The organism is Streptomyces sp. NPDC031132, from assembly GCF_055570595.1.
The window spans coordinates 106930-133761 of record NZ_JBVIGX010000016.1; the positions used below are offsets into that span (position 1 = coordinate 106930).

At 71.2% G+C, this 26832-nt stretch carries 19 protein-coding genes and 1 pseudogene; 14 read left to right on the forward strand and 6 right to left on the reverse strand.

Annotated elements, in window-relative coordinates:
• Positions 1-112: 112 nt before the first annotated feature.
• A pseudogene (locus ACZ49B_RS23795) lies at positions 113-1453 on the forward strand (FAD-dependent oxidoreductase); the annotation flags it as partial.
• A gap of 140 nt (positions 1454-1593) precedes the next feature.
• Here ACZ49B_RS23795 and hemE read toward each other — a convergent pair.
• The gene (gene hemE / locus ACZ49B_RS23800) at positions 1594-2658 is read right to left on the reverse strand and encodes a uroporphyrinogen decarboxylase (protein ID WP_468309195.1); all 1065 of its coding nucleotides are present in this window, start codon (positions 2656-2658) and stop codon (positions 1594-1596) included.
• A gap of 91 nt (positions 2659-2749) precedes the next feature.
• Here hemE and ACZ49B_RS23805 point away from each other — a divergent pair, with 91 nt between their 5' ends.
• The 12 genes from ACZ49B_RS23805 (at position 2750) to ACZ49B_RS23860 (ending at position 18317) form a co-directional block, all read left to right on the forward strand.
• The gene (locus ACZ49B_RS23805) at positions 2750-3406 is read left to right on the forward strand and encodes a DUF3000 domain-containing protein (protein WP_468309197.1); all 657 of its coding nucleotides are present in this window, start codon (positions 2750-2752) and stop codon (positions 3404-3406) included.
• 305 nt (positions 3407-3711) lie between these two features.
• Positions 3712-4374: a helix-turn-helix transcriptional regulator gene (locus ACZ49B_RS23810; RefSeq protein WP_007267191.1), complete on the forward strand. Its 663-nt coding sequence runs from the start codon at positions 3712-3714 to the stop codon at positions 4372-4374.
• Between the two features lie 126 nt (positions 4375-4500).
• On the forward strand, positions 4501-5772 hold the full coding sequence (locus tag ACZ49B_RS23815) for an HRDC domain-containing protein (protein ID WP_468309200.1): 1272 nt from the start codon (positions 4501-4503) through the stop codon (positions 5770-5772).
• A 118-nt stretch (positions 5773-5890) separates the two neighbouring features.
• Positions 5891-6646: a ferritin-like domain-containing protein gene (locus ACZ49B_RS23820; RefSeq protein ID WP_468309203.1), complete on the forward strand. Its 756-nt coding sequence runs from the start codon at positions 5891-5893 to the stop codon at positions 6644-6646.
• Between the two features lie 135 nt (positions 6647-6781).
• Entirely contained in the window at positions 6782-8008 is a 1227-nt protein-coding gene (locus tag ACZ49B_RS23825; protein ID WP_215011981.1) for a thiolase family protein, read from the forward strand.
• The gene (locus ACZ49B_RS23830; protein WP_468309207.1) at positions 8005-10134 is read left to right on the forward strand and encodes a 3-hydroxyacyl-CoA dehydrogenase NAD-binding domain-containing protein; all 2130 of its coding nucleotides are present in this window, start codon (positions 8005-8007) and stop codon (positions 10132-10134) included. Before ACZ49B_RS23825 ends, ACZ49B_RS23830 begins: the two co-directional genes overlap by 4 nt.
• Positions 10135-10275: 141 nt before the next feature.
• Entirely contained in the window at positions 10276-11319 is a 1044-nt protein-coding gene (locus ACZ49B_RS23835; protein ID WP_468309210.1) for a phage baseplate protein, read from the forward strand.
• A 171-nt stretch (positions 11320-11490) separates the two neighbouring features.
• Positions 11491-13485 (forward strand): hypothetical protein, encoded by a 1995-nt coding sequence (locus ACZ49B_RS23840; RefSeq protein WP_468309212.1) that lies wholly within the window; start codon positions 11491-11493, stop codon positions 13483-13485.
• A gap of 93 nt (positions 13486-13578) precedes the next feature.
• Positions 13579-15084: an SDR family NAD(P)-dependent oxidoreductase gene (locus tag ACZ49B_RS23845; protein WP_468309215.1), complete on the forward strand. Its 1506-nt coding sequence runs from the start codon at positions 13579-13581 to the stop codon at positions 15082-15084.
• 2 nt (positions 15085-15086) lie between these two features.
• Positions 15087-15905 carry a rhamnogalacturonan acetylesterase gene (locus ACZ49B_RS23850; RefSeq protein ID WP_468309217.1) on the forward strand — a complete coding sequence of 273 codons (819 nt, stop codon included), beginning with the start codon at positions 15087-15089 and terminating at the stop codon, positions 15903-15905.
• Positions 15902-16702, forward strand: coding sequence for an Ig-like domain-containing protein (locus ACZ49B_RS23855; protein ID WP_468309220.1), 801 nt, complete (start codon positions 15902-15904; stop codon positions 16700-16702). The genes ACZ49B_RS23850 and ACZ49B_RS23855 overlap by 4 nt, the downstream gene beginning before the upstream one ends.
• Positions 16703-16718: 16 nt before the next feature.
• Positions 16719-18317 (forward strand): glycosyltransferase family 2 protein, encoded by a 1599-nt coding sequence (locus ACZ49B_RS23860; protein ID WP_468309223.1) that lies wholly within the window; start codon positions 16719-16721, stop codon positions 18315-18317.
• An 84-nt stretch (positions 18318-18401) separates the two neighbouring features.
• On the opposite strand, the gene ACZ49B_RS23865 is transcribed toward ACZ49B_RS23860, so the two are convergent.
• A complete protein-coding gene (locus ACZ49B_RS23865) occupies positions 18402-19454 on the reverse strand; it encodes a PLL family lectin (RefSeq protein ID WP_468309226.1) in 1053 nt (350 codons plus the stop codon).
• Between the two features lie 221 nt (positions 19455-19675).
• On the opposite strand from ACZ49B_RS23865, the gene ACZ49B_RS23870 reads away from it, so the two are divergent.
• Positions 19676-20743: an LCP family protein gene (locus ACZ49B_RS23870; protein WP_468309228.1), complete on the forward strand. Its 1068-nt coding sequence runs from the start codon at positions 19676-19678 to the stop codon at positions 20741-20743.
• Between the two features lie 64 nt (positions 20744-20807).
• On the opposite strand, the gene ACZ49B_RS23875 is transcribed toward ACZ49B_RS23870, so the two are convergent.
• The 4 genes from ACZ49B_RS23875 to ACZ49B_RS23890 all read right to left on the reverse strand — a co-directional run bounded on the left by ACZ49B_RS23875 (position 20808) and on the right by ACZ49B_RS23890 (position 26684).
• Positions 20808-22292 carry an amino acid permease gene (locus tag ACZ49B_RS23875; RefSeq protein ID WP_468309280.1) on the reverse strand — a complete coding sequence of 495 codons (1485 nt, stop codon included), beginning with the start codon at positions 22290-22292 and terminating at the stop codon, positions 20808-20810.
• A 132-nt stretch (positions 22293-22424) separates the two neighbouring features.
• Positions 22425-24341, reverse strand: a complete 1917-nt coding sequence (dxs, locus tag ACZ49B_RS23880) for a 1-deoxy-D-xylulose-5-phosphate synthase (RefSeq protein WP_468309231.1) — start codon at positions 24339-24341, stop codon at positions 22425-22427.
• A 265-nt stretch (positions 24342-24606) separates the two neighbouring features.
• Positions 24607-25866 (reverse strand): sugar ABC transporter permease, encoded by a 1260-nt coding sequence (locus ACZ49B_RS23885; RefSeq protein ID WP_468309283.1) that lies wholly within the window; start codon positions 25864-25866, stop codon positions 24607-24609.
• 29 nt (positions 25867-25895) lie between these two features.
• Complete coding sequence (locus tag ACZ49B_RS23890) at positions 25896-26684, reverse strand: ATP-binding cassette domain-containing protein (RefSeq protein ID WP_266662634.1); 789 nt, start codon at positions 26682-26684, stop codon at positions 25896-25898.
• Between the last annotated feature and the right edge of the window lie 148 nt (positions 26685-26832).

Here is a 26832-nt window from a genome sequence, read left to right on the forward strand (position 1 = left end):
CGTGCAGGGCGATGGGAGGCACAGGCGAGTAGAGGGACTACGACCCCCCCCCCCCCCCCCCACCCCCCCCGCCCCCCCCCCCCCCCCCCCCCCCCCCCCCCCCCCCCCCCCCCAGGCCCGGCGGCTCAAGGGCCCGGCGGAGTTGGAGATCGTGGCCTTCGAGCGCGGGCACTTCACTTCGTACTCGGCGTGCGGGATCCCGTACTGGATCGGCGGCCAGGTCGCCGGACCGGACGAGCTGATCGCCCGTACGCCCGAGGAACACCGGGCCCGGGACATCGACCTGCGCATGCGCACGGAGGTGGTGGAGCTCGACCTGGCCGGGAGCCGGGTCCGTGCCCGGGATCTGGACTCCGGATCCGAATCCTGGACGGGCTACGACAAGCTCGTCCTGGCCACGGGGGCCCGGCCGATCCGGCCCCGGCTGCCCGGGATCGGCGCGCACGGCGTGCACGGCGTCCAGACCCTGGACGACGGCCGGCGCCTGATGGCTTCTCTGGAATTCACCGAAGGGCCGGAGCGTACGGAGGGCCGCAGGGCGGTCGTCGTCGGCGCGGGCTACATCGGCGTGGAGATGGCGGAGGCGCTGGTCGCGCGGGGGTACGAGGTCACGGTCCTGCACCGCGGGCAGCAGCCGATGGCGACCCTGGACCCGGACATGGGCGCTCTGGTGCACGCCGCGATGAACCGGATGGGGATCCGTACGGTCTCCGGGGCCGAGGTGACGAAGATCCTCACGGACGACCAGGGCGCGGTCCGCGCGGTGGCCACGGCGGCGGGGGACGAGTATCCGGCGGACGTGGTCGTCCTCGGCATCGGCGTGGAGCCCCGTACGGCGTTGGCCCGCGCGGCGGGGCTGCCGCTGGGCGAGTCCGGCGGCGTCCTGACGGACCTGTCGATGCGGGTCCGGGGCCACGAGAACATCTGGTCGGGCGGCGACTGCGTGGAGGTCCTGGACCTGGTGGCGGGCCGGATGCGGCACATCCCGCTGGGCACGCACGCCAACAAGCACGGCCAGGTGATCGGTTCGGGCGTGGGCGGCGGCTACGCCACGTTCCCGGGGGTGGTGGGCACGGCGGTGAGCAAGGTCTGCGACCTGGAGATCGCCCGTACGGGCCTGCGCGAGAAGGACGCCCTGGCGGCGGGCCTGCGGTTCGTCACGGCGACGATCAGCTCGACGACGACGGCGGGCTACTACCCGACGGCCGCGGACATGACGGTGAAGATGCTGGCGGAACGCCGCACGGGCCGGCTGCTCGGCGTCCAGATCGTCGGCGGCGCGGGCTCGGCGAAGCGGGTGGACATCGCGGCGGTGGCCTTGACGGCCGGCATGACGGTGGAACAGGTCGTGTCCCTGGACCTGGGCTACGCCCCGCCGTTCTCCCCGGTCTGGGACCCGGTCCTGGTGGCCGCCCGCAAGGCGGTGGGCGCAGTCCGCGCAGCCACCGGCTGACCGGGCCCTGCGGGGTCTGTCCCCGGCCCGCCCCTCCACCGTCATCCGGGGCTCCGCGCCGGACCCTGCGCCTCGAACGCCGGCGGGGCTGGATCTTCCGGCCCGCCCGGCGCTCGAGGACGGGGTCCGGAAGAGACGGCCTAGCGCTGGGTGCGGGTGTGGACGTAGTCCACCAGGCGGGTCAGGGCGTCGGGAGGCGTGGTGGGGAGGACGCCGTGGCCCAGGTTGAAGACGTGGCCCTCCAGGCCCGACGCCGCCGCGAGGACCTCGTCCGTCTTCGCCCGCACGGCCTCCTCGGTGGAGAAGAGCACCGCCGGGTCCAGGTTGCCCTGGAGCGCCTTGCCGGGGCCCACGCGGCGGGCCGCCTCGTCGAGCGCGACCCGGTAGTCGACGCCCACGACGTCCGCACCGGCCTCGCCCATCAGGCCGAGCAGCTCGCCCGTGCCCACGCCGAAGTGGATGCGCGGGACCCCGTAGGAGGCGACGGACTCCAGGACCTTGGCCGACGCCGGCATCACCGAGCGGCGGTAGTCCGCCGGGGCGAGCGCGCCGACCCAGGAGTCGAAGAGCTGGACCGCGGAGGCGCCGGCCTCGATCTGGACCTTGAGGAAGGCCGAGGTGATGTCCGCGAGGCGGTCCAGCAGGTCGGCCCAGAGCTCCGGGTCGCCGTACATCAGCGCCTTGGTGTGCTCGTGGTTCTTCGACGGGCCGCCCTCGACCAGGTAGCTCGCGAGGGTGAAAGGCGCACCGGCGAAACCGATCAACGGCGTGGCGCCGAGTTCACCCGTGAGCATGCCGATCGCCTCGGTGACGTACGAGACGTCCTCCGGGGTGAGGTCGCGCAGCTGTGCGAGGTCCTCGCGGCGGCGGATCGGCTGGGCGACGACCGGGCCGACGCCCGGCTTGATGTCCAGGTCGACGCCGATGGCCTTGAGCGGGACCACGATGTCGGAGAAGAAGATCGCCGCGTCGACGTTGTGGCGGCGGACCGGCTGGAGCGTGATCTCCGTGACCAGGTCGGGCCGCATGCACGACTCCAGCATCTGGGTCCCCTCGCGCACCTTGCGGTACTCGGGGAGCGAGCGCCCGGCCTGCCGCATGAACCACACCGGGGTGTGCGGCACCGGCTCCCGCCGGCACGCCTTCAGGAAGGCGGAATCGTACGTCTGACTCGGCTGGCCCTTGGGGCGGTCGTTGGCGCTCACGCGCCAAATCTTCGCACGTATGAAGAAGTGCCCGGCCCGGTGCGGGTGTCCCTGCGCCGCACGGACGCTCGTTCCGCCTAGTCTTCCCCGCATGGCTGCGGCTCAGGGACGATTTTCAGATGGCGCTGACGGTGTGGACAGCGCGAAGGAGAGCTCCGTCCCGCTCCCGTTCCGACGCGCGGTCGAGGGCTTGAAGAAGGCGCGCCTGCGTCCGGGGATCGAGATCGACCCCACCAGACCGCCCCAGCGCCTGGCCCCGCACGCCTATGCCCTGGAGGCCGCGGTCGTGGACGGCGAGGACGACCTGGCCGACGGCCGGCTCATCCTGCTCCACGATCCGTCCGGGCACGACGCCTGGCACGGGACCTTCCGGCTGGTGACGCTCGTACGCGCCGAGCTCGAGCCCGAGATGGCCGCCGACCCCCTCCTGCCCGAGGTGTGCTGGTCCTGGCTGACGGGGGCGCTGGAGGCGCGCGGCCTGGCGTACGGGGAGGCGAGCGGGACCGTCACCATGGCGAGCTCGCACTACTTCGGCGGGCTCGCGGAGCGGCGGCCGGCCACGCAGATCGAGATCAGAGCCTCGTGGACCCCGCGCGAGGGCGTGGGCGGGGTGCCGGACACCTCGGCGCACCTGTCGGCGTGGTGCGAGCTGCTGTGCCAGATCGCGGGGCTCCCGCCGGTCGGGCCGACGGACTCGGGGACGGGTGTGGTCTCCCTGCCACAGCGACGCGGTCCGCACCACCCGTAGCCGCACGGCCGTACGGCGGCACCCGGGCGGCCCAACGGTCCGCACGTCGTCCGAATGCACCGCGCCCCGTAGAACGGCCGATCGAGCGTCGGCGGCGGGGTGTCGGAACCGGGCGCCCGTTGTGGGCTTCTGATCACCCGATGATCGATCGTGCGTCCGAATTGCCCGAATTGTTACTCACCAAATCGTGATCATTTCCTAAAGCCGGGCGGGTGACGTGCCGAAGGAGTCAGTGACCATCCGCACGGTTCGCACCGGCTTCCTTCCCCGAGCCGGCCGTCCCGCCACTCCCCCAGGAGGCCTAGGTGTCCGTTCTTCTCGAGCAGCCCGCAAGCCTGGTCGCCTACCGCCCGAACAAGCCGACGGCCATGGTCGTCGTGGCCGACCCGCGCGTGCGTTCCACCGTGACCCGCCATCTGTGGGCCCTCGGAGTCCGTGACGTGATCGAGGCGTCGTCCATCGCGGAGGCCCGCCCCCGCGTCGGCAGCCCGCGCGACATCTGCGTGGCCGACGTACACCTGCCCGACGGTTCCGGTCTCACCCTGCTCTCCGAGACGCGGGCCGCCGGCTGGCCGAACGGCCTGGCCCTGTCCGCCGCCGACGACATCGGCGCCGTACGCAACGCCCTCGCGGGCGGAGTGAAGGGCTACGTCGTCACCGGCACGCGGACCAACATCGGGCTTCCCACCCGGCCCGGCGCCGCCCCCATCGGCGCTGCCGCCGCCCGTATGCACCGCCGCCCCCCGGGTGCCCCGAGCCACCCGGGCGGCTACCGCGAGCTCTCCGGCCGCGAGGTCGAGGTCCTGCGCCTCGTCGCGGAGGGCCAGTCCAACAAGGCCATCGGCGTCTCGATGGGCCTGTCCGCCCTGACCGTCAAGTCCCACCTCGCACGGATCGCCCGCAAGCTGGGCACCGGCGACCGGGCCGGGATGGTCGCCGTCGCCCTGCGGACCGGGATCATCCACTGACACCGGCCCGGCGACTCCCGGGGAAACTCCCGGGGGAAGCCGGGGAAACACCCGAGCCTCCACCTCGCGCCCGTCGACGGAACGTTCCGGCGACGGGCGCGCCGCATCCGCGGATACCCTTGAGCGGTGACCGACGCCCAAGAGACCGCAGCAGACCTGCGCACCACCACCGGGGGCGGCCCCCCGGACGACGTCGAAAAGGCGCCGATTCCGTTGCTCGAGCCCCGTGAGGGGATCCCTCCGGTGGTCGCCGACGAGGACGCACTCGCCCGGGTGGTCGCGGCCTTCGCCGCGGGCACCGGGCCCGTGGCCGTCGACGCCGAGCGCGCCTCCGGATACCGCTACGGCCAGCGCGCCTATCTGGTGCAGCTGCGCCGCGAGGGCGCAGGATCCGCGCTGATCGACCCGGTCGGCTGCCCCGACCTGTCCGCACTGGGCGAGGCCCTGTCCGGCACCGAGTGGATCCTGCACGCCGCCACCCAGGACCTGCCGTGCCTGCGCGAAATAGGCATGGTTCCCACCTCCCTTTTCGACACCGAGCTCGCCGGCCGCCTCGCCGGCTTCCCGCGGGTCGGGCTGGGCGCGATGGTCGAGAGCGTGCTCGGCTACGCGCTGGAGAAGGGCCACTCCGCCGTCGACTGGTCCACCCGCCCGCTCCCGGAGCCGTGGCTGCGCTACGCCGCGCTCGACGTGGAGCTGCTGGTGGACCTGCGGGACGCGCTGGAGAAGGAACTGGACCGGCAGGGCAAGCTGGAATGGGCCCGGCAGGAGTTCGACGCCATCGCCGCCGCCCCGCCCGCGCCGCCGCGCAAGGATCCGTGGCGCCGTACGTCCGGCATGCACAAGGTGCGCCGCCGCCGGCAGATGGCCGTCGTACGGGAGCTGTGGGAGTCCCGGGACCGGATCGCGCAGCGGCGTGACGTGTCGCCCGGCAAGGTGCTGGGGGATGGCGCGATCGTCGAGGCCGCGCTCGCGCTGCCGGCGAACGTGCAGGCGCTGTCGGCCCTGCCCGGGTACGGGCAGCGGATGGGCCGGCGCCAGCTGGAGCAGTGGATGGCCGCCGTGGACCGGGCGAAGGCCCTGCCCGAGAACGCGCTGCCGCAGCCGGGGGCGACCCCGGCGGGTCCGCCGCCGCCGCGTTCGTGGGCGGACAAGGATCCGGCGGCCGCGGCGCGGCTGGCGGCGGCACGGACCGCCGTCTCGGCGCTCGCGGAGGGGCTGAACCTGCCCCAGGAGAACCTGATCACCCCGGACACGGTCCGCCGGCTGTGCTGGGAGCCGCCGCAGCGGCTGGAGCCGGAGGCGGTGGCGCAGACCCTCGCGGGCTACGGCGCCCGCCCGTGGCAGATCGAGCAGGTGACGCCGGCGCTGGTCACGGCCCTGGCCGCGACCGCCTGACGCGGCACCACATCACGGAGAGCCCCCGGCCGTTGGCCGGGGGCTCTTTCCGTCCCGGTTACGCAACAGGGTCGCCCGATCGCTTTTGAACATGCTCAAACACGGCTAGCTTTTGAACATGCTCAACAGGGGATACGACACATGGGTACGCGACTTCGAGGCCGAGCGGGAGCGCCGCGCGGCGATCGGGGATCCGGGGTGGGAGCGGGGAGCCACCCTCGATCCGGCGCTCGTAGGGAGCCTGCAGCGGTTCCAGGTGGGTGAGGACGGGGACGGCTCGGCCCTCATCGGCAAGGCGGACCGGGCCGGGGACCCGGTCTACGCGCGGGCCGTGAGGCTCTTCGTGGCGGAGGAGCAGAACCACGCGCGGATGCTGGCGCTGCTCCTGGCGGCGGGCGGGGCCGGGACCCTGGCCGGGCACTGGAGCGACGCGGTGTTCGTACGGCTGCGGCGGCTGCTGGGGCTGCGGGTGGAACTGCTGGTGCTGATGGTGGCGGAGGCGGTGGCCCTGCAGTACTACCGGGCGGTGCGGGACGGAGCCCCGGATCCGCTGGTCGCGGAGGTGGCGGGGCGGATCCTGGCGGACGAGGAACGCCACGTCCCCTTCCACTGCCGGCGCCTGCGGGAGGCCCTGGCACCCCTGCCGGCACCGGCCCGCCGGGCGGCGACGCTGGCCTGGCAGGGGCTGCTCGCGGGGGCGGGCGCGGTCGTCGCGGTGGACCACGGCCCGGCGCTGCGCCACCTCGGCGTCGGGCGCCGCCGTTTCACGGCGGACGTGCTCCGCTCCTCCGGCCCCCTGGCCAGGGCCATGCACGCCGAACCCGCCGCGGCCGCCACCCCCGCACCTGCACCCGCCGGCCCCGCCGGAGTGTGACGTTCGCCGCTCCTCCCGGAGGGGGTGTCCACGCCGGTTACCGGCAAGTAGCATGACCGGGTGAGCGGGCGCTCAGCCACCGGCCGACCGCGCCCCCGCGCAGCAGTGCACACCCGCACCTGGAGGAGAGCCAACGTGCCTCGTACCGTCAGGGACGTCGTCTTCGTCGACGGCGTCCGCACCCCGTTCGGCAAGGCGGGCCCGAAGGGCATCTACCACGAGACCCGCGCCGACGACCTCGTCGTGAAGGCGATCCGGGAGCTGCTGCGCCGCAACCCGGACCTGGACCCCAAGAAGATCGACGAGGTCGCCATCGCCGCGACCACGCAGATCGGTGACCAGGGCCTGACGCTGGGCCGTACCGCCGGCATCCTCGCGGGCCTCCCGCAGTCCGTCCCGGGCTACTCCATCGACCGCATGTGCGCCGGCGCGCTGACCGCCGTCACCGCCGTCGCGGGCGGCGTGGCCTTCGGTGCGTACGACGTCGCCCTCGCCGGCGGTGTCGAGCACATGGGCCGCCACCCCATGGGCGAGGGCGTCGACCCGAACCCGCGCTTCGTCTCCGAGAAGCTGGTCGACGAGTCCGCCCTGTTCATGGGCATGACCGCCGAGAACCTGCACGACCGGTACCCGACGATCACCAAGCTCCGCGCCGACGAGTACGCCGTGCGCTCGCAGGAGAAGGCCGCCAAGGCGTACGCCGACGGCAAGATCCAGCAGGACCTGGTCCCGATCTCGGTGCGCAACACCAACGAGGCGGCCGGTGAGACGGGCTGGGGCCTGGTCACCACCGACGAGCCGATGCGCCCGGGCACCACGCTGGAGAACCTGGCCGGCCTGAAGACCCCGTTCCGTACGCACGGCCGGGTCACCGCGGGCAACGCCGCCGGTCTCAACGACGGTGCCACCGCCGCGATCATCGCATCCGAGGACTTCGCCCGGGAGAACAACCTCCCGGTCAAGATGCGCCTCGTCTCGTACTCCTTCGCGGGTGTCGAGCCGGAGGTCATGGGCTACGGCCCGATCCCGGCCACCGAGAAGGCCCTCGCCCAGGCCGGCCTGTCCATCGAGGACATAGGCCTGTTCGAGGTCAACGAGGCCTTCGCGGTCCAGGTCCTCGCGTTCCTGGAGCACTACGGCATCGCCGACGACGACGCCCGCGTGAACCAGTACGGCGGCGCCATCGCGTTCGGCCACCCGCTGGCCTCCTCCGGCGTCCGCCTGATGACGCAGCTGGCCCGCCAGTTCGAGGAGCAGCCGCACGTCCGCTACGGCCTGACCACCATGTGCGTCGGCTTCGGCATGGGCGCCACGGTCATCTGGGAGAACCCGAACTTCAACGCCGAGGGAGACTCCAAGTGAGCACCACCGCTGAGCTCCTGAAGGGCGCGGCCGAGCTGTTCCCGGACGAGGTCGTCACGTCCGCGCACGTCCGCCACCTGGACCTGCCGTTCGGCGCCGGGCGCTTCGCGCTCATCACGCTGGACAACGGCTTCGACCACACCAAGCCGACCACCTTCGGCCCGCAGTCCCTCGCCAACCTGAACGCGGCGATCGACCAGGTCGAGCAGGAGGCCCTCGCGGGCTCCATCGTCGGCGCGGGCATCACCGGCAAGCCGTTCATCTTCGCGGTCGGCGCCGACCTCAAGGGCGTCGAGCTGCTGAAGCAGCACGACGAGGCGCTCGCCATCGGCAAGGGCGGCCACGACGTCTTCAAGCGTCTGTCCGCGCTGGCCGTCCCGACCTTCGCGTACTACAACGGCGCGGCGATGGGCGGCGGTGTCGAGGTCGGTCTGCACTGCACCTACCGCACCGTCTCGAAGGCCATCCCGGCCTTCTCGCTGCCCGAGGTCTTCCTCGGCCTGGTTCCCGGCTGGGGCGGCTGCGCCATCCTGCCGAACCTGATCGGCGCCGAGCGCGCGGTCTCGGTGATCATCGAGAACTCGCTCAACCAGAACAAGCAGCTGCGCGGCAAGCAGGTCTTCGACCTGGGCATCGCGGACGCACTGTTCGAGGGCGCGGACTTCCTGGAGCAGTCGCTCCTGTGGACCGCGAACGTCCTGAACGGCACCACCGAGGTCGTCCGCGACGAGATCGACCGCGGCGAGGCCTGGGACGCGGCCGTCGCCAAGGGCCGCTTCATCGCGGACTCCAAGGTGCACGGCGCCGCTCCCGCCGCCTACCGCGCGCTGGACATCATCGCCGCCGCCAAGTCGGGCGACCTGCAGGCCGGCTTCGACGCCGAGGACACGGCCCTGGCCGACCTCATCATGGGCGGCGAGCTGCGCTCGGGCATCTACGCCTTCAACCTGGTCCAGAAGCGCGCCAAGCGCCCGGCCGGTGCCCCGGACAAGTCCCTGGCCCGTCCGGTCACCAAGGTCGGCGTCGTCGGCGCGGGCCTGATGGCCTCGCAGCTGGCGCTGCTCTTCCTGCGCCGCCTCGAGGTGCCGGTGGTCCTCACCGACATCGACCAGGAGCGCGTGGACAAGGGTGTGGGCTACGTCCACGCCGAGATCCAGAAGCTGCTCGGCAAGGGCCGCATCAACCAGGACAAGGCCAACCGCCTGACCGCCCTGGTGACCGGCGTCCTGGACAAGGCCGAGGGCTTCGCGGACGCGGACTTCATCATCGAGGCCGTGTTCGAGGAGATGTCCGTCAAGCAGAAGGTGTTCGCGGAGGTCGAGGCGGTCGCCCCGGCGCACGCGATCCTCGCCACCAACACCTCCTCCCTGTCGGTGTCGGAGATGGCCTCCAAGCTCCGGCACCCGGAGCGCGTGGTCGGCTTCCACTTCTTCAACCCGGTCGCGATCCTCCCGCTGCTGGAGATCGTCCGCGGTGAGCAGACCGACGACGCCTCGCTGGCCACGGCCTTCGGTGTCGCCAAGAAGCTGAAGAAGACCGCGGTCCTCACCAAGGACGCCCCGGCGTTCGTCGTGAACCGCATCCTGACCCGCTTCATGGGCGAGATCCAGAACGTCATCGACGAGGGCACCCCGGTCGTCACGGCGGAGAAGGCCATCGAGCCGCTCGGCCTGCCGATGTCCCCGCTGGTGCTGCTGGAGCTCGTCGGACCGGCGATCGGTCTGCACGTCTCCGAGACCCTGAACCGCGCCTTCCCGGAGCGCTTCACCGTCTCGCCGAACCTCGCGGCGGTCGTCAAGGCCGGCAAGCGCGGCTTCTACGTCTACGATTCCGGCAAGCCGGAGCTGGACCCCGAGGTCGCCGCCCTCCTGGTGCAGGGCGACTCCGTCCTGACGGAGGAGCAGGTCCGCGACCGCGTCCTGGACGCGGTGGCGCAGGAGATCGGCCTGATGCTGGAGGAGGGTGTCGTGGCCGAGGCCCAGGACATCGACCTCTGCCTCATCACGGGCGCCGGCTGGCCCTTCCACCTGGGCGGCATCACGCCGTACCTGGACCGCGAGGGTGTCTCGGAGCGCGTGAACGGCAAGAAGTTCCTCGCCCCGGGTCTGGCGAGCATCCCGGCCTGAGGCCCGTACGCCCGTACGCCGGGCGGTGCGTGAGCAGCGCGGACGCCCGTCCCCCTCGTGGGGGCGGGCGTCCGCCGTCATGTGGGGGCCGGGCGGGGCCCGGCGCGGAACGCGCCCGTCCGAGCTGGCAGAATACGGTCCATGGCGGATGGCAAGACACCTTTCAGCCGCCGGACCCTGCTGTTCGCGGGCGGCGCGGTGGCCGCCGGCCTCACCACGAGCGGTCTGTCCTGGGCGCTGCGCGCCGGGGCCGGCGGCGAGCAGGACGATTCCCGGCCGGGGGCCGGTGAGTTCGACATGCGGACCGGTGCGCAGCTGCTCGCCCCGACTGCGCTGTTCAATACGACGGGTCCGCAGTCGTTCGCCTTCGACGACACGAACGGCCAGGTCTACACCCTGCAGACCGTCCAGGCCGGTATCCGCCTCGACGACGAGGAGGACGCGGTCGACGCCGGCGGCCGGAAGACCTCCGGCGACATGTGCCTGACGCGGCTGAGCAGTTCCGGGGAAACCCTCGGGCACATGTATCTGCGCGGCTTCGGCCACGGAATTTCCTGCGGCGTCGAGCCGACGGGCCAGCGCACCTACATATGGGTGGAGGGCAGGGCCGACGCCGAGAGCGGTTACGGCCGCACGGTGGTCCGGGTGCCGTTCAAGGACGGTTCGGTCCTCGACAGTTCCGACGAGTCCGTCCACCATTTCGATCCGGTCCCCGGATCCACCGACGTCTCCCCCGCCCTCGACCTGTCCGGCGAGCGGGTCCTGGTGAGCCACGAGGAAGAGGGCGTGCACCGGTTCTCGGTGTACGGGATGGCGGATTTCCTGGCCGGGCGTTTCACCCCCGCGCAGGTCATCAAGGCCGGGGTGCAGGTCAAGGAAGAGGAGTGGTTCCAGGGCTGCGCGCTGTACGGAGACTTCGTCTATGTGCTGACGGGCAACCCGTATACCGGACAGAACGGGGACAATCCGCGGAAGTCCGGCGGAAATACATTTGTCTCTGCAATTGACGTCCGCACCGGCAAGGCACAAGGGCGTCACCGCGTGACCGTGGCACCGGATCTGACCTACCGGGAGCCCGAGGGAATCGCGGTCAGCCTGGCCGGCGGACGGCCGGCATTGTGCGTCGGATTTTCCGTGAAGGCGACGGACCGGCGCGAGCTGGCGCTGTATCGCTACACCCTCTGAAGGCCCTTGCAAGAGGGATTCAAAGAGGGACTGATGTCACACGTCTTTGTGAAGAAGCCCTAAATCATTGGGCTGTGGTTCACCAGGCGTTCTAGAGCCGTCCATGAGGCTGCTTATACTACTGCGACACTTCACGGGATCCTTATACCTCCACAGGGGAGGCACCGCACCATGGGCTCCAAGCGGCTGCGAGCCGTGTTCGGCGTTCTGATCACGGCTGGGCTCATCCTCAGCTTCGTCGGGATGCTGGTCGCCGTCGCCTTCGTCTCGCTCCCCCTGTTCGCGGGCTGCGCCGCGCTCAGTTACATCGCCGACCTGATGCTCCACAACACCGAGTCGCCGACGCTGGAGAAGCTGCGCGACTCGCGCTTCGGCCTCACCATGCGCTTCCTGATCCGGCAGTTCCTGCTGCTGGGCCTCTGCGGGGCCATCGCCGACATCGAGTCGTTCGTGGCGCAGATGACGACCATCGGCCTGCTCCTCCTGTTCATCCTGCAGCTCGCGTACGGCGCGCTCCTCAAGCACGTCCGCAAGATGCGCAACGAACTTCCGTTCACCACGCGCGGGCTGGACCTGGAGGCGCTCGGCATCCGCCGCATGCCGCACCCGTTCCTGATGAACAAGCACGTCCGCAAGACGCTGCACCTGGACATCCCGCTGGTGGCCGGCTCGCTCGCCACCATCGCGACGGACGACTGGCGCTTCGTCACGTACGGCATGATCACGACGGTCTTCCTCGCCTACTTCTCGCTGCTGGTGTTGGTGCCCGACGCGCGCAACGCGCTCAAGCTGCCCACCACCGACGAGGCCATCGAGGAGCTCAACCACCAGCTCGCCGAATACCGCCCCCAGGTCGCGCTCTACTTCACCTTCGCCGCCGTCTCCAAAGACTTCATGTACCAGGTGAACATGTGGCTGGAGTCGCTGGAGGCGCTGGAACTGCGGCCCATCATCGTGCTGCGCGAGCGGGCCACCCTGCGCTACCTGGACGCCACCTCCGTTCCCGTCATCTGCATTCCGAAGGCGGACAATCTCGCACGTATCGAGATGCACGAACTCCGTGTCGCCCTTTACCCCGGCAACGCGGGCAAGAACGTGCACATGCTCCAGCGCGCCGAGGTCAAGCACGTCTTCATCGGGCACGGCGACAGCGACAAGCTCGCGAGCAGCAACCGGGTCAGCAAGGTCTTCGACGAGATCTGGGTGGCCGGCCGGGCCGGCCGCGACCGCTACGAGCGCATCAAGCACGCCGTGTCGCACCACCAGATCGTCGAGGTCGGCCGCCCCCAGCTGATGCCCCTGCACCGCTGGACCGGCCGGGTCGCGGGCCCCGTGCCCACCGTCATCTACGCCCCCACGTGGGAGGGCTGGACCGACGACGCCTGCTACACCTCGGTCATCCCGGCCGGCGAGAAGCTGATCAAGGCGCTGCTCGACTACGAGCGCGACATCCGCATCATCTACAAGCCGCACCCGCTCACCGGCTCGCGCTCCGCCGAGGCCGCCGCCGCCCACCGCCGCGTCATCGCCCTCCTCGAGGAGGACAACGCCCGGCGCTTCGGCCGCAACCTCACCGACTCCAAGGCCGCCGCCAAGAAGCTCGCCCGGATCGACCAGCGCATCGCCGACCTCTCCGAGCGTGGCGTCCGCTCCAAGTACCCGGACCTCACCGAGGAGGAGCGGACCGCGCGCATCCGGCGCAGCCGCAACCAGGCCGGCGCCCTGTACTGGAGCGCCGTCCCCGACGCCGCGCACCACGTGGTGACCGAGCGGATCCCGGCCCTGTACGACTGCTTCAACCAGTCCGACCTGCTCATCGGCGACATGTCCAGCGTGGTATCCGACTTCGTCGCGACCCTGAAGCCGTACGCGATCTTCAACCTCGACGGCCTGCCGGACGACCAGTTCCGCAACGAGCAGCGGACGGCGTACGCCTCCTACCTGCTGGACGGGGACTGCAACGGTCTCGCCGAGGCCATCGAGGCCACGCTGAACCCGCGCGAGGACGTCATGGCCCCGTACCGCGAGCAGCTCAAGGAGTACCTCCTCGGCGAGGAGTACCCGCCGTCGATCGTCCGCTTCAACGCGGCCGCCAACAACCTCTACCGGCGGGGGCTGCGCGACTTCCCCATCGAATACCCGGAGCAGGCCCCCTACCCCGTGTAGGCGCGCCGGCCCGGGTGCCCGAGTCGCACCGCCCGTCCACCCACCGCCCCTCCCGACCGCCGTGCCGCACCCTCAGATCAGGAAGAAGGAGTCTTGACCTCCAGGCCCGTCCCCCACCGCACCGTCGCCGTCGTTCTCGCCGGGGGCACAGGCCAGCGCATCGGTCTCGAGATACCGAAGCAGCTGCTCAAGATCGCCGGCAAGCCGATCCTCGAGCACACGCTCCACGTCTTCGAGAACGCACCGGACGTCGACGAGGTGATCCTCCTCATGACGCCCGCGTACGTGGAGGACGCCCGCCGCATCGTCGAGCGGGCCCGGCTGGGCAAGGTCACCCAGGTCCTGGCCGGCGGCTCGACCCGCAGCGAGACCACCCGGATCGCCATCGCCGCCGCGGCCGCCGGGCTCGGCGAGGGGGAGGACTGCAACCTCCTCTTCCACGACGCGGTGCGCCCGCTGCTCTCGCAGCGCGTGGTGCGCGAATGCGTCGAGTCCCTCGAGCGCTACCAGGCCGTCGACGTCGCCATCCCGTCCTCCGACACCGTCATCGTGACCCGCACCCACGGCGACGACGGCGAGTTCATCACCGAGGTCCCCGACCGCTCCCGGCTGCGCCGCGGCCAGACCCCGCAGGGCTTCCGGCTCTCCACGATCCGCGCCGCGTACGAGCGGGCGGCCGCGGACCCCTTCTTCCAGGCCACCGACGACTGCTCCGTCGTCGTGAAGTACCTGCCCGACGTCCCGGTCCACGTGGTCACCGGCGACGACTACAACATGAAGGTCACCCAGCCCGTCGACGTCTTCATCGCCGACAAGCTGTTCCAGCTCGCCTCCCACGCCGCCCCCGCCCAGGCCGGCGAGGCCGCGTACCGCGAGCAGCTGGCCGGCAAGACGATGGTGGTGTTCGGCGGCTCGTACGGCATCGGCGCCGACATCTCCCGCATCGCGGAGGGCTTCGGCGCCCGCGTCTTCGCCCTGGGTCGCTCCACCACCGGCACGCACGTCGAGAACCTCGACCACGTCGAGGAGGCCCTGGCCAAGGCCTACGCCGAGACCGGCCGCATCGACTACGTCGTCAACACCGCGGGCGTGCTGCGCGTCGGCCGCCTCGACGCGACCGACAACGACACGATCCGCGAAGCGCTCGAGGTCAACTACCTCGCGCCCGTCAACATCGCCCGGACCTCGTACAAGTACCTGAGCGAGACCCGGGGCCAGCTGCTGCTCTTCACCTCCAGCAGCTACACCCGCGGCCGCGCCGAGTACAGCCTGTACTCCTCGACCAAGGCCGCCATGGTCAACCTGACCCAGGCGCTGGCCGACGAGTGGGCCGAGGACGGCATCCGCGTCAACTGCGTGAACCCGGAGCGCACCGCCACCCCGATGCGCACCAAGGCGTTCGGCCAGGAGCCCTCGGGCTCGCTGCTCACGTCCGAGTCGGTCGCCCTGAGCTCCCTGGACGTCCTGCTGTCCGAGATGACCGGCCACGTGATCGACGTGCGCAAGCAGGACCCGACGACGACTCCGGCGCAGCGTTCCGGCTTCGAGGCGGCGCTGGCGTCCGTACTGATCCAGACCACGGAGGACCAGGGGGTCTAGGCGTGACGTACACACCCGGACAGCAGCAGCCGCCGCGGAGGATCTTCGTGGCCGGCGACTCCGAGGCGGTCGCCCGGCCGTTCAGCTATCTGCCGATGGTGGGTTGGGCCCAGGCCCTGCCCCTCTTCCTCACCGATGCGGTCGAGGTCGTCAACTGCGCCCGCGCCCGGGCGAGCTCGAAGAGCTTCCGCGAGCGCGGCCGGCTCCAGTGGATCCTCGACAACCTGGAGCCCGGCGACTACCTGTTGTTCGGCTTCGGCCAGATCGACTGGAAGACGGACCCCGGCCTGCACACCAAGCCGTTCTCCACCTTCCAGGAGAACATGGCCGCCTTCGTGCACGGCGCGCGCGAGCGCCAGGCCCACCCGGTGATCCTGCTGCCGTACGAACGGCGCCGCATGGACGCACACGGCAACGTCGCCCGCTTCCTGGGCGACTACCCGCTCGCGGCCCGGCAGCTGGCCGAGGACGAGCACGTCCCGGTCGTCGACCTGTACGGCCAGAGCGTGCAGTGGTGGGAGGAGCTCGGGCCGGAGCAGTCCAAGCTCGTCTTCACCTATCTGCGGCCGGGCGAGCCGCTCCTGGAGAACGTCCAGGACGGGGACAACGTGCACCTGCGCGCGGAGGGCGCGATCGAGTGCGCCCGGTTCGTCGCCCGCAGCCTCGCCGAGCAGGGCGTCATCCCCTCCCCGTGGGTCCGCGACCTCGACCGCCGCCGCTTCTCGTACGAGGAGATGGGCTGGCTGGACGAGGAGACGTTCTCGCACCGTACGAAGTCCCGGGTGTCCGAGCCCGCGGCACGCAAGGAGTCCAGCGCGTGAACCTCCTCCGCCGCGGGCAGGCCGTCGGCGACAACCCGTCACTGGGCGCCGTGTACGCGGCCCTGTACAGCTCCGCCGACCCGCGCCGCGGGGTCTCCCCGGGCGAGACCGTCCAGTTCGGCCTGTCCGTCGCACCCGACCAGGGCGCTTCGCGGGGCTGCGCGTACCTGGCGGAGGAGCCGCTGACCGCCGTCGGCGAGATCGTCGGCGTGCAGGGGCTGGAGTACTTCCCCCGCCAGCGCTGGTTCCGGGCCCGCGCCGACGCCGGGGAGCAGACGACGGGGGTCCTGCACCTGCGGGTCGCCGACGCGACCACGGCACGCAGCATCCGGCCCCGGATCCTCGTGGGCGTCCCGGACGCCTCGGGCCGCAAGCTCGTTCGGACGGGGAAGCTCGCCGCCGAGCCCCTGCCGCTGCGGCCGGCCACCGCCCGCGGCCTGCGGATCGCGACCGGACCGGACCGGCCGGGCACCGTCAACGTGCTCTCGGCGGCCCCGGCGGGCAGCACGGCCATCTCCGTGACGCAGCCGCGGGGCGGCCGGGCGCAGCTGTCTCAGGACGGCTGGGTCACGTACGCGCCCGCCCCCGGTTTCACCGGCTACGACCGTTTCGAGTACACGGTGGGCACGGCCGCGGCCGCCAAGCTGACCTCGCACGTGAACGTCTTCGTGGGCTCCCTGGAGCACATCCCGGGCGCCTTCCCGCAGCATCCTTCGGACAGCGCCCCGCGACCTTGGCAATGGCCCGAACTCACCGGGGAGATGCCGTGGCCCCGCCCCGCCGCTCCGCAGAACTGACGAGGATCCCGACACCATGAACACCGCCGCCGTCGGCCCCACCGACGTCAAGGACGTGACGGTCGCCGTCCGGGTCTGCAATCAGGCCGCCGCGCTCGACGCCTGCCTGGCTTCCGTCTTCGTGCAGTCCATCGGCACGGAGCGACTGGAGATCATCGGCGTCGACGACGGCTCGACCGACGAGAGCGGCTCCGTGCTCGCGCGCGCGGCGCACCAGTACCCCGCCTTCGTCCGCGTGGGGCAGGTGTCGCACGGGCTGAGTCCGGCGGCCGCCCGCAACTGGGCGCTGAGCCAGGTGCGCGGACGGTACGTCATCTTCCTGGAGGCCACGGACCGGCTGGCGCCCGACGCGCTGGAGCGGATGGTCACGGCGGCCGACACGAACGAGGCCGACGTCGTGCTCGGCAAGCTGGAGAGCTCGGGCCGGCACGCGGTCGCGACGTCGATGTTCCGCAAGAACCAGGCCTACACCGACGCCTACGCCTCGCGCGTCTACTGGTCGCTGACGCCGGACAAGCTGTTCCGCACCGGCATGCTGCAGCGCCGCGGGCTGGCCTTCCCCACCGACATGGTGATCGGCGACGACCAGGCCTTCACGGCCGGCGCCTTCATCGGTGCGGACAACGTCTCGGTCGTCGGCGACGCGACCTGCGTGGTCAAGGGCCCCTCGCCGGCGGAGCGGGTGACGCTGGCGGACCGGGTCGCCCTGGTCTCCCGGATGCTGGCCCTGGTCGCCTCCCAGCTGCCGGAGGGGCCGCGCCGGGACAAGCTCCAGTCCCGCCACCTGGAGGTGGAGCTCGGCAAGGCGACCGCGGCCGCGCTGCTGTCCGCCACCGATGCGGCGGAGCGGGACCAGGCACTGTGGGCCGCTGCCGAGGTGCTGCGCACCCAGGCGTCCCCGGGGGCGCTGGCGCTGCTGCCCCGCATGGTGGCCGTACGGTTCGCGCTGCTGGCGCAGGGCCGCTTCGCCGAGGCGCAGCAGATGGCCGCGTTCGAGGCGGACAAGGAGCGTCCGGCCGTCCGCAAGACGGTGGAGAACGGCCGGGTGTACACGACGCTGCCGTTCTTCCGCGATCCGCAGGTCGCCCTGCCGGACGAGCTGTTCGACATCACCGGTGACATGACGGTCACCCACCAGTTGGAGAAGGCCCGCTGGGACGGTCCGATGCTGCTGCTGGAGGGCTTCGCGTTCTTCGAGCAGCTGTCGACGAAGGACCGTGCCACCCGGGTGGTGCTGCGCGAGCGGACGAGCGGTGCGACGGAGAGCTGTCAGGTCACGGCCCGCCGGGACGACGCGCTGACCAACGCCAAGGGCAGGCCCCGGGCGATGGGCCGTTTCTCCTGCCGGGTCAACCTGGCGCAGACCTCGAGCGGCTGGCCGCTCCCGCCGGGCACCTGGGACCTCCACCTCGCGGTCGGCTTCGAGGGCGTGACCCAGGAGGTGCGGCTCGGCACGCGGCGCGCCGAGGAGCTCGACACGACGGCCCGGATGCCGGTGCGGATCGCGGCCGCGCCCGGTGCGCAGGGCCTGGAGCTGGCGGCCACGCCGTACTACACGGAGTCCGGCGGTCTCAGCATCGAGGTGTCGCAGCGGACCCCGCTGCCGCGGGCCTGACGAGGGGCCTCGGGGCGGCCGGGCCGCTCGGCGCGGCCTGCGCGCCCGGCACGGCGGCTGTGCCGCCCGGCGCCGCCGTGCGCCTCAGGCCGCGTCCCAGGGGCCGAAGACCAGCCCCTGCTGGGTGGTGTCCTGTCGGGTGCAGATCAGTGCGCCGTCCGCGTCGAACGCGGCCACGACGATGCGGCCCGCCGCGTCGACCGCCACCTGGGGGGCGTACGCGCCGTGGCCGCCGAGGGAGGCCCACCAGGTGCCGTAGCCCTCGTTCTCGGTGACGTAGGCGGTGAGTTCGATGTCGCCCTCGGCGCCGGTCTGCGCGAGCACCGTGCAGTCGTAGCCGCCGATGACGGCCCGGACCACGGCGGGCGCGCCCCTGCCGCCGGCGCCGCCGAGGGCCATCAGGCCGCCGCCCTGTGCGCCCTGCTGCCCGGCCCGCCAGGCGACCAGCGAACCGTCGCCCGGGTAGCGCCAGAAGTACGTCACCCTGCGCGGGCCCGTCTCGCACAGGACCGGGGTGCCGGGGACGACCGGAGTGGGGATGCGGTCGGCGAGCTGGAAGCGGCCCTGGCCGACGCCCACCCAGCGGTCGGCTCCGGCCCGGCCGAGGGCGAGCAGCTCGAGCGGCCCGCCCGCCGACATGAGCGGGGCCACGTCGCCGGCGTACGGCTCCGGCGCCACCTGCTTCCAGCCGCCCCACGCACCCTCGGCGTTGCGGCTGCGCCGCAGGACGCCGCCGTGGCGCAGGGAGACGAGGACGTGCGTGGAGCCCGAGCGCTGGTTGACGGCGATGCGGGGCGGGCCGGCCAGCCGGTCGTCGGCGGGGCCGCCGCGCAGGCCGGGGGTGCCGAGGCTGTGCCAGTCGATCATGCCGCGGCCCGGCTGGAACTGGGTGGAGACGATGACTTCGGGCCGCTCCGAACCGTCCTCGGCGGCCCGCAGGGCGACGAAGTGCACGTAGCCCTCGCGGCTCTGCGCCATCGAGACGGTGCCCAGCCAGCCCGGTACCTCGAACGCGTCGGGGCCGCTCCAGCCGGTGCGGGGGGCCGCGGCCTCGGTCCAGCGCAGCAGGCCGTGCGGGGTGCAGGCGTACGCCGTCAGGCGGCCGTCGCCGCCCTTGAACAGCCAGTTTCCGGCCACCGACGGCGACCGGCGAGAACCTGGTGCGCCCGGGGCCGCATCCTGCGCCGTGCGGTCGGAAGTGGCGCCCCGGCTACCGCTTTTGCCTCGGATCACGCCACTGTCCACCCTTCTGCCGAGTATGTCCTGCTCAAGCGGCGGGGCTCTTCACCAGAAAGAACCAGCCACTCGAAAGTGTGTCTTATGATGCACCCCATCGATAATAGAAGGGCTCTGCCTCCATGACCGACCGGCCCTCGGCCACCACTCCCCCGTCCCGGCGCAGGCCGCGGCGCGGCGGCAGGCGACGTGCCCTGCGAATCGTGCTGCTGACGGTGGCCGTGCTCATCCTCGCGGCAGGCGGCGCGGGCTGGTGGGCCTACAGCCATCTCAACGGCAACATCGACAGCGTCGACCTGGACCAGGCGATCGGCGACAACCGCCCGAAGAAGGTCGTCGCGGGCGCGCAGAACGTCCTCGTACTCGGCTCCGACTCGCGCGCCGGGGCCAACGCGGACCTCGACCACGGCGATGTGAGCGGCGCCCGTTCGGACACCGCCATGCTGGTGCACATACCCGAGGGCCGGTCCAAGGCCACCGCGGTGAGCATCCCGCGCGACACCCTGATCAGCCGGCCCGAGTGCAAGGACGCCGACGGCAAGACCGTCAAGGCCGCGAACCGGGTCATGTTCAACTCGGTCTACTCGCTGGCCGGACCGGCCTGCGTGGTCAAGACCGTGGAGCAGATGTCCGGGATCCGCGTGGACCACTTCGTCGAGGTCGACTTCGCCGGGTTCAAGGGCCTGGTGGACGCGCTCGGCGGGGTCACCGTCACCCTGGACAAGCCGATGAGCGGGGCCAAGGGCGGGCTCAAGCTCGACGCCGGCACGCACCGGCTGAACGGCGCCGACTCGCTGAAGTTCGTCCGGACCCGCTACGGCTACGGCGACGGCAGCGACCTCGGGCGCATAGGCCTCCAGCAGCAGTTCATGATGGCGATGCTGTCGGAGATCAAGAAGCAGGACGCGCTCGGCAACCCGGCGCGGCTCTACAAGCTCGCCGACGCCGGCACCAAGTCGCTGACCACCGACTCCGACCTGGCCTCTCTCACCTCCCTGGCCGACTTCGCCCAGAGCATGAAGGGCGTGGACCCGGACACCATGGAGACGATCATGCTTCCGGTCGCCTACGACAAGGTGGACCCGAACCGCGTGGTCGTCGCGGAGCCGCAGGCGGGCCAGTTGTGGGAGGCCCTGCGCACCGACCAGAAGATTCCGGCGGAGGCGAAGAAGTCCCCCGCCAAGGGCTGACGGCCCGGACCACGGAAGCCGGCCGTACGGGTGACCCGTACGGCCGGCTTCCGGCTTTCCTCCGCTAGAACTTCGCGTCGGCGCCGACCTTTCCGAGGCGGCTGTGCGAGCGTCCGTAGGCGAAGTAGACGACGATGCCGATCGCCATCCAGATGCCGAAGCGGATCCAGGTCTCGGCCGGCAGGTTGAGCATCAGCCAGAGCGAGGCCGCGATCGACAGGATCGGGATCACCGGCACCCACGGGGTACGGAACGCCCGGTGCAGGTCGGGACGGGTCTTGCGCAGGATGATCACGCCGAGCGCGACGAGCACGAAGGCGAACAGGGTGCCGATGTTCACCAGTTCCGCGAGCTTCTCCAGGCTGGTGAAGCCCGCGACGATGGCGATGATTCCGCCGAGCAGGAGGGTCGCCCGGTAGGGGGTCCGGTACTTGGGGTGGGTGACGGAGAAGACGCGCGGCAGCAGTCCGTCACGGCTCATCGCGAAGAACACGCGGGTCTGGCCGAGCAGCAGGATCATGCTCACGGTGATCAGGCCGACGGCCGCCCCGAGACTGATGGCACCGGAGAAGAAGGGCTGGTTCACCGACTTGAAGGCTTCGGCCAGCGGCGCGGTCGGCGACATCTCCGAGTACTTCTGCATGCCGGTGACCACCAGCGTCACGGCGACGTAGAGCACGGTGCAGACCAGCAGCGAGCCGAGGATGCCGCGCGGCATGTCCCGCTGGGGGTTCTTGGTCTCCTCGGCGGCCGTGGCCACGACGTCGAAGCCGATGAAGGCGAAGAAGATGAGGGAGGCCGCCGTGAAGATGCCCATGACACCGAAATTGGTGGGCGCGTAGCCGAAGAGCAGCTGGACCAGCGGCGCGTGCAGGCTGCCGCCCGCCTCCTGAGGCTCGGCCGGAGGGATGAACGGCGAGTAGTTGTCGGCCTTGATGAAGAACAGGCCCGCGACGATGACCAGCAGGACCACGGTGACCTTGATGGCGACCACGATCGCCGTGATCCGCGCCGAGAGCTTCGTCCCGACGACCAGGATGGCGGTCAGCGCCAGGATCAGCAGGAAGGCCAGCAGGTCGAAGGTTCCTCCCGCGTCCGGTCCGGCCAGCGCGGTGGGCAGGTCCCAGCCCAGGTTGGTGTGCATCAGATGGCGCACGTAGCCGGACCATCCGACCGCCACGACGGCGGTGCCGAGCGCGAACTCCAGCACCAGGTCCCAGCCGATGATCCAGGCGGGCAGCTCACCGATCGAGGCGTACGAGAAGGTGTACGCGGATCCCGCCACCGGCACGGTGGACGCGAACTCGGCGTAGCAGAGCGCCGCGAGAGCGCAGACGACGCCCGCCGCCACGAAGGCGAGGGCGGTGGCGGGACCGGCGTTGTTCCGGGCAGCGATGCCCGTGAGGACGAAGATGCCGGTGCCGATGATGACACCCACACCGAAAACCGTCAGGTCCCAGGCGGAGAGCGACTTCCGGAGCGCGTGTTCCGGCTCCTCCGTGTCACGGATGGACTGCTCCACCGTCTTGGTGCGGAAGGGGCTGTTCATATCCCTACTCACCGACGCACCTCCGAAACAGGTGTCGACGCACGCGAACGGGCCGGGAGGCCCACCCCTTCCAGGGTGATCTCCCGGCCCGTGACGTGCAACCGCGCGGCGATCTAGTGGCCGGTACCCGTCCTAGTCGACGGCGGCGGCCGGCTCGCTGTCGAACCGCCCGTCGAGCTTGGCGACCAGGCCGGTGACCTGCCGGGCGATGTCCGGCGCGGTCAGGCCGATCTCGGCCATGATCTCCTTGCGGAGGGCGTGGTCGAGGAAGCGCTGCGGGATGCCGAAGTCGCGCAGCGGCACGTCAACACCCGCGTCGCGCAGGGCCTGCGCGACGGCGGAGCCCACACCGCCGGTGCGGCCGTTGTCCTCGACGGTGACGACCACGCGGTGCCGGTCCGCGAGCGGGGCCAGGGCCTCGTCCACGGGCTTGACCCAGCGGGGGTCGACGACGGTCGTGGAGATGCCCTGCTTGTCGAGGAGGTCGGCGATCTCCAGGCACATCGGGGCGAGTGCGCCGACCGAGACGAGCAGTACGTCCGGACGGGTGACTTCGGGGGCCGGGGAACGCAGGACGTCCATGCCGCCGATGCGGCCGACGGCCGGGACGGCCGGGCCGACGACGCCCTTGGAGTAGCGCACGACGGTCGGGGCGTCCTTGACCTCGACGGCCTCGCGGAGCTGGGCGCGCAGCTGCTCGGCGTCGCGCGGCGCGGCGAGCCGCAGGCCGGGTACGACCTGGAGGATGGACATGTCCCACATGCCGTTGTGGGAGGCGCCGTCGTCACCGGTCACGCCGGCCCGGTCCAGGACGAAGGTGACCCCGCACTTGTGCAGGGCCACGTCCATCAGGACCTGGTCGAAGGCGCGGTTGAGGAAGGTCGCGTACACCGCGAAGACCGGGTGGACCCCGCCGGTGGCCAGGCCCGCCGCCGAAGTGGCGCCGTGCTGCTCGGCGATGCCCACGTCGTAGATGCGGTCCGGGAAGGCCTCGGCGAACTTGTTGAGGCCGACCGGGTGGAGCATGGCGGCGGTGATGCCGACGATGTCCGCGCGCTCGTGGCCGAGCTTGACCATCTCGTCGGCGAAGACGGAGGTCCAGCTGGCGGCCGCGGTCTTGACCGGCAGTCCGGTGTCCGGGTGGATCACGCCGACCGCGTGGAAGCGGTCCGCCTCGTGCTCCAGGGCCGGGGTGTAGCCGCGGCCCTTCTGGGTGAGGCAGTGCACGATGACCGGGCCGCTGAAGCGCTTGGCGCGCTGCAGGGCGGACTCCAGGGCCTCGATGTCGTGGCCGTCGATGGGCCCGATGTACTTGAGCCCGAGGTCCTCGAACATGCCCTGCGGGGCGATGAAGTCCTTGAGGCCCTTCTTGGCGCCGTGCAGGGTCTCGAAGAGCGGCTTCCCGACGACCGGGGTGCGCTCCAGGAGCTCCTTGCCGCGGGCCAGGAAGCGCTCGTAGCCGTCCGTGGTGCGCAGGGTGGCCAGGTGGTTGGCGAGGCCGCCGATGGTGGGGCCGTACGAGCGCTCGTTGTCGTTGACGACGATGACCAGCGGACGGTCCTTGGCGGCGGCGATGTTGTTCAGCGCCTCCCAGGCCATGCCACCGGTCAGCGCGCCGTCGCCGATGACGGCGGCGACGTGGTGGTCCTCCCGGCCGAGCACCTCGTTGGCCTTGGCGAGGCCGTCGGCCCAGCCCAGCACGGTGGAGGCGTGGGAGTTCTCGATCACGTCGTGGTCGGACTCGGCGCGCGAGGGGTAGCCGGACAGGCCGCCCTTGGTGCGCAGGCCGGCGAAGTCCTGGCGGCCCGTGAGCAGCTTGTGGACGTAGGCCTGGTGGCCGGTGTCGAAGAGGACCTTGTCCTTGGGCGAGTCGAAGACCCGGTGCAGAGCGATCGTCAGTTCGACCACCCCGAGGTTGGGGCCGAGGTGCCCGCCGGTCTTGGAGACGGCGTCGACGAGGAAGGACCTGATCTCGGCGGCGAGCTGGTCGAGCTCCTCCTGGCTGAGCCGGTCCAGATCGCGCGGTCCCTTGATGCGGGTCAGCAGCACCCGTGCCTCCTTGCAGTTGCTTGCTGGTCTGTCGAGTCTAATGTTCCGTCGGCGACCGCGGTCATCGGGCTGCCGCACGCGGGTCACAGCTTTGTCATCGCTGTACACATCCCTGTGCAGATCACCCCGATGTCACACCTCACATTCGGGCGTATACCCACACAGGCGTACGCACAGATGTACGTACGGACGTACGCACGGATGCCCGGTGCCACACGGGGTGGCACCGGGCACTGTGACCGGTCTTACCGCGCCGGGCGCGGTGTCAGGCGCGTCCGGCCGTCTTCTGGGTCTTGCGGGTGACCGAGTCGATCACCACGGTGGCCAGCAGCACCGCACCGGTGATCATGTACTGGATCGGCGTGGCGATTCCCTCGAGAGCCAGACCGTACTGGATCGAGGTGATGACCATGACGCCGAGGAGGGCGTTCCAGGTGCGGCCCCGGCCGCCGAAGAGGCTGGTGCCGCCGATCACGGCCGCCGCGATCACGTTCATCAGCAGGTCGCCGGCACCGGCGCTCTGGTTGGCTGCCGCGATCTTGGAGGCCCAGAAGAGCCCGCCGACGGCGGCGAAGGTGCCCGAGATGGCGAAGACCGCGATGCGGATCCCGGTGACGTTGATGCCCGCGCGCCGGGAGGCCTCGACGCTGCCGCCGAGGGCGAAGATGTTCCGGCCGAACGAGGTACGGCGCAGGAGGAAGTCCGTGCCGACCAGCACCAGCACGAAGAGCACCACCGCGAGCGGGAGGCCCTTGTACTGGTTGAACACCGCGGCGGGGCCGAAGGTGAACAGCGCCAGCAGGCCGGTGCGCAGCGCGATCTCGCTCATCGGGCGGGACGGGACACCCGCGGCCGCGCGGCGGCGGCTGTCGAAGAACGAGGCCAGGAAGTACCCGATCACGGCGATGGCGGCGAGGCCGTAGCCCGCGGCCACGTCCGTGAAGAAGTACGTGGTGAGCTGGCCCACGACCCCGTCGGAGTCGAGGTTGATCGTGCCGTTGCTGCCGAGGATCTGCAGCATCGCACCGGACCAGAAGAGCAGGCCCGAAAGGGTGACCGCGAAGGCCGGTGCGCCGATCCTGGCGAAGAAGAAGCCGTGGATCGAGCCGATCAGGGCGCCGCCCGCGATGGCCACCAGGATCGCCAGCCACTCGTTGACGCCGTTGGTGACGGCGAGGACCGCGACGATCGCGCCCGAGACACCGCTGACCGAGCCGACGGAGAGGTCGATCTCGCCCAGCAGGAGCACGAAGATGATGCCGACGGCCATCATGCCGGTGGCGACCATCGTGATCGCGATGTTGGTGAGGTTCTCCGGGGACAGGAAGTTCTCGTTCAGTCCCTGGAAGATGCCCCAGATGACGATCAGGCCGATGACGACCGGGAGGGAGCCCAGGTCGCCGGCCTTCATCTTGCGGCCGAACTCGCTCAGGTAGCCGGCCAGGCCCTGCTCGCGCACGAGCAGGCGCGGGTCCACCGCGGGAATCGAGTCCGCCGGGGCGGCGGGGTTGGCGAGCTGGGCCACCTCTTCCGCATGGGTGTGGTGTTCGGTGCTCACTTGCGGGCCTCCCCGGTACGGGCCGCCCGGCGGGTCACGGCGTTGTCCGTGGCTCCGGTGATGGCGGAGATGATCTCTTCCTGCGACGTGTCCTTGACGGTGAAGACGCCGTTGTTGCGACCCAGCCGCAGGACCGCCACCTTGTCGGCGACGGCCTTCACGTCGGCCATGTTGTGGCTGATGAGGATGACGGCGTGGCCGCGCTCGCGCAGCCGCTCCACCAGGTCGAGGACCTGTGCGGTCTGCTCGACGCCGAGGGCGGCCGTGGGCTCGTCGAGGATGACGAGCTGGGGCTCGCCGAGCATCGAACGGGCGATCGCCACGGTCTGGCGCTGGCCGCCGGAGAGCGAGGCGATGGGGATGCGGACACTGGGGATCCGGATGGACAGGGTGGTCAGGAGCTCGCGGGCGCGCCGCTCCATCTCCACCTCGTCCAGTACTCCGCGGCGCTTGAGCTCGCGGCCCAGGAAGAGGTTGCCGACGACGTCGATGTTGTCGCACAGCGCGAGGTCCTGGTAGACCGTCGCGATGCCCAGGTTCTGGGCGTCGTGGGGCTTGGTGATCGAGACCGGCTTGCCCTGCCACTCGATGACTCCGTCATCGATGGGGTGGACGCCGGCGATCGTCTTGACGAGCGTGGACTTGCCGGCGCCGTTGTCGCCGACCAGGGCGACCACCTCGCCGGAGTGGATCTCGAGCTCTACGTCGGTGAGCGCCTGGACGGCACCGAACCGCTTCGAGACCCCTCGCAACGCCAGCACGGGCGCAGCGGACACATGAACCATCTCCTTCGCCGCCTGACCGGCGGGGATGTCGTGCAAGAAAGTGCAGGAGCGGGGTGGATTGAGGAATCGTTTCTGCCCGGCGCCCCGCGGGTGGCGGGGGAAGAGGGGCGGGGCGCCGGGCAGGCGCGGGGGTCCTGGTGGACCGGAG

Bases quoted from the DNA above. Each gene is read 5' to 3' on its own strand.
- ACZ49B_RS23835 (WP_468309210.1), top strand. From the start codon at position 10,276: ATGGCGGATGGCAAGACACCTTTCAGCCGCCGGACCCTGCTGTTCGCG.
- ACZ49B_RS23805 (WP_468309197.1), top strand. From the start codon at position 2,750: ATGGCTGCGGCTCAGGGACGATTTTCAGATGGCGCTGACGGTGTGGAC.
- ACZ49B_RS23840 (WP_468309212.1), top strand. From the start codon at position 11,491: ATGGGCTCCAAGCGGCTGCGAGCCGTGTTCGGCGTTCTGATCACGGCT.
- ACZ49B_RS23890 (WP_266662634.1), bottom strand. From the start codon at position 26,684: ATGGTTCATGTGTCCGCTGCGCCCGTGCTGGCGTTGCGAGGGGTCTCG.
- ACZ49B_RS23875 (WP_468309280.1), bottom strand. From the start codon at position 22,292: ATGAACAGCCCCTTCCGCACCAAGACGGTGGAGCAGTCCATCCGTGAC.
- ACZ49B_RS23870 (WP_468309228.1), top strand. From the start codon at position 19,676: ATGACCGACCGGCCCTCGGCCACCACTCCCCCGTCCCGGCGCAGGCCG.
- ACZ49B_RS23820 (WP_468309203.1), top strand. From the start codon at position 5,891: ATGCTCAACAGGGGATACGACACATGGGTACGCGACTTCGAGGCCGAG.
- ACZ49B_RS23860 (WP_468309223.1), top strand. From the start codon at position 16,719: ATGAACACCGCCGCCGTCGGCCCCACCGACGTCAAGGACGTGACGGTC.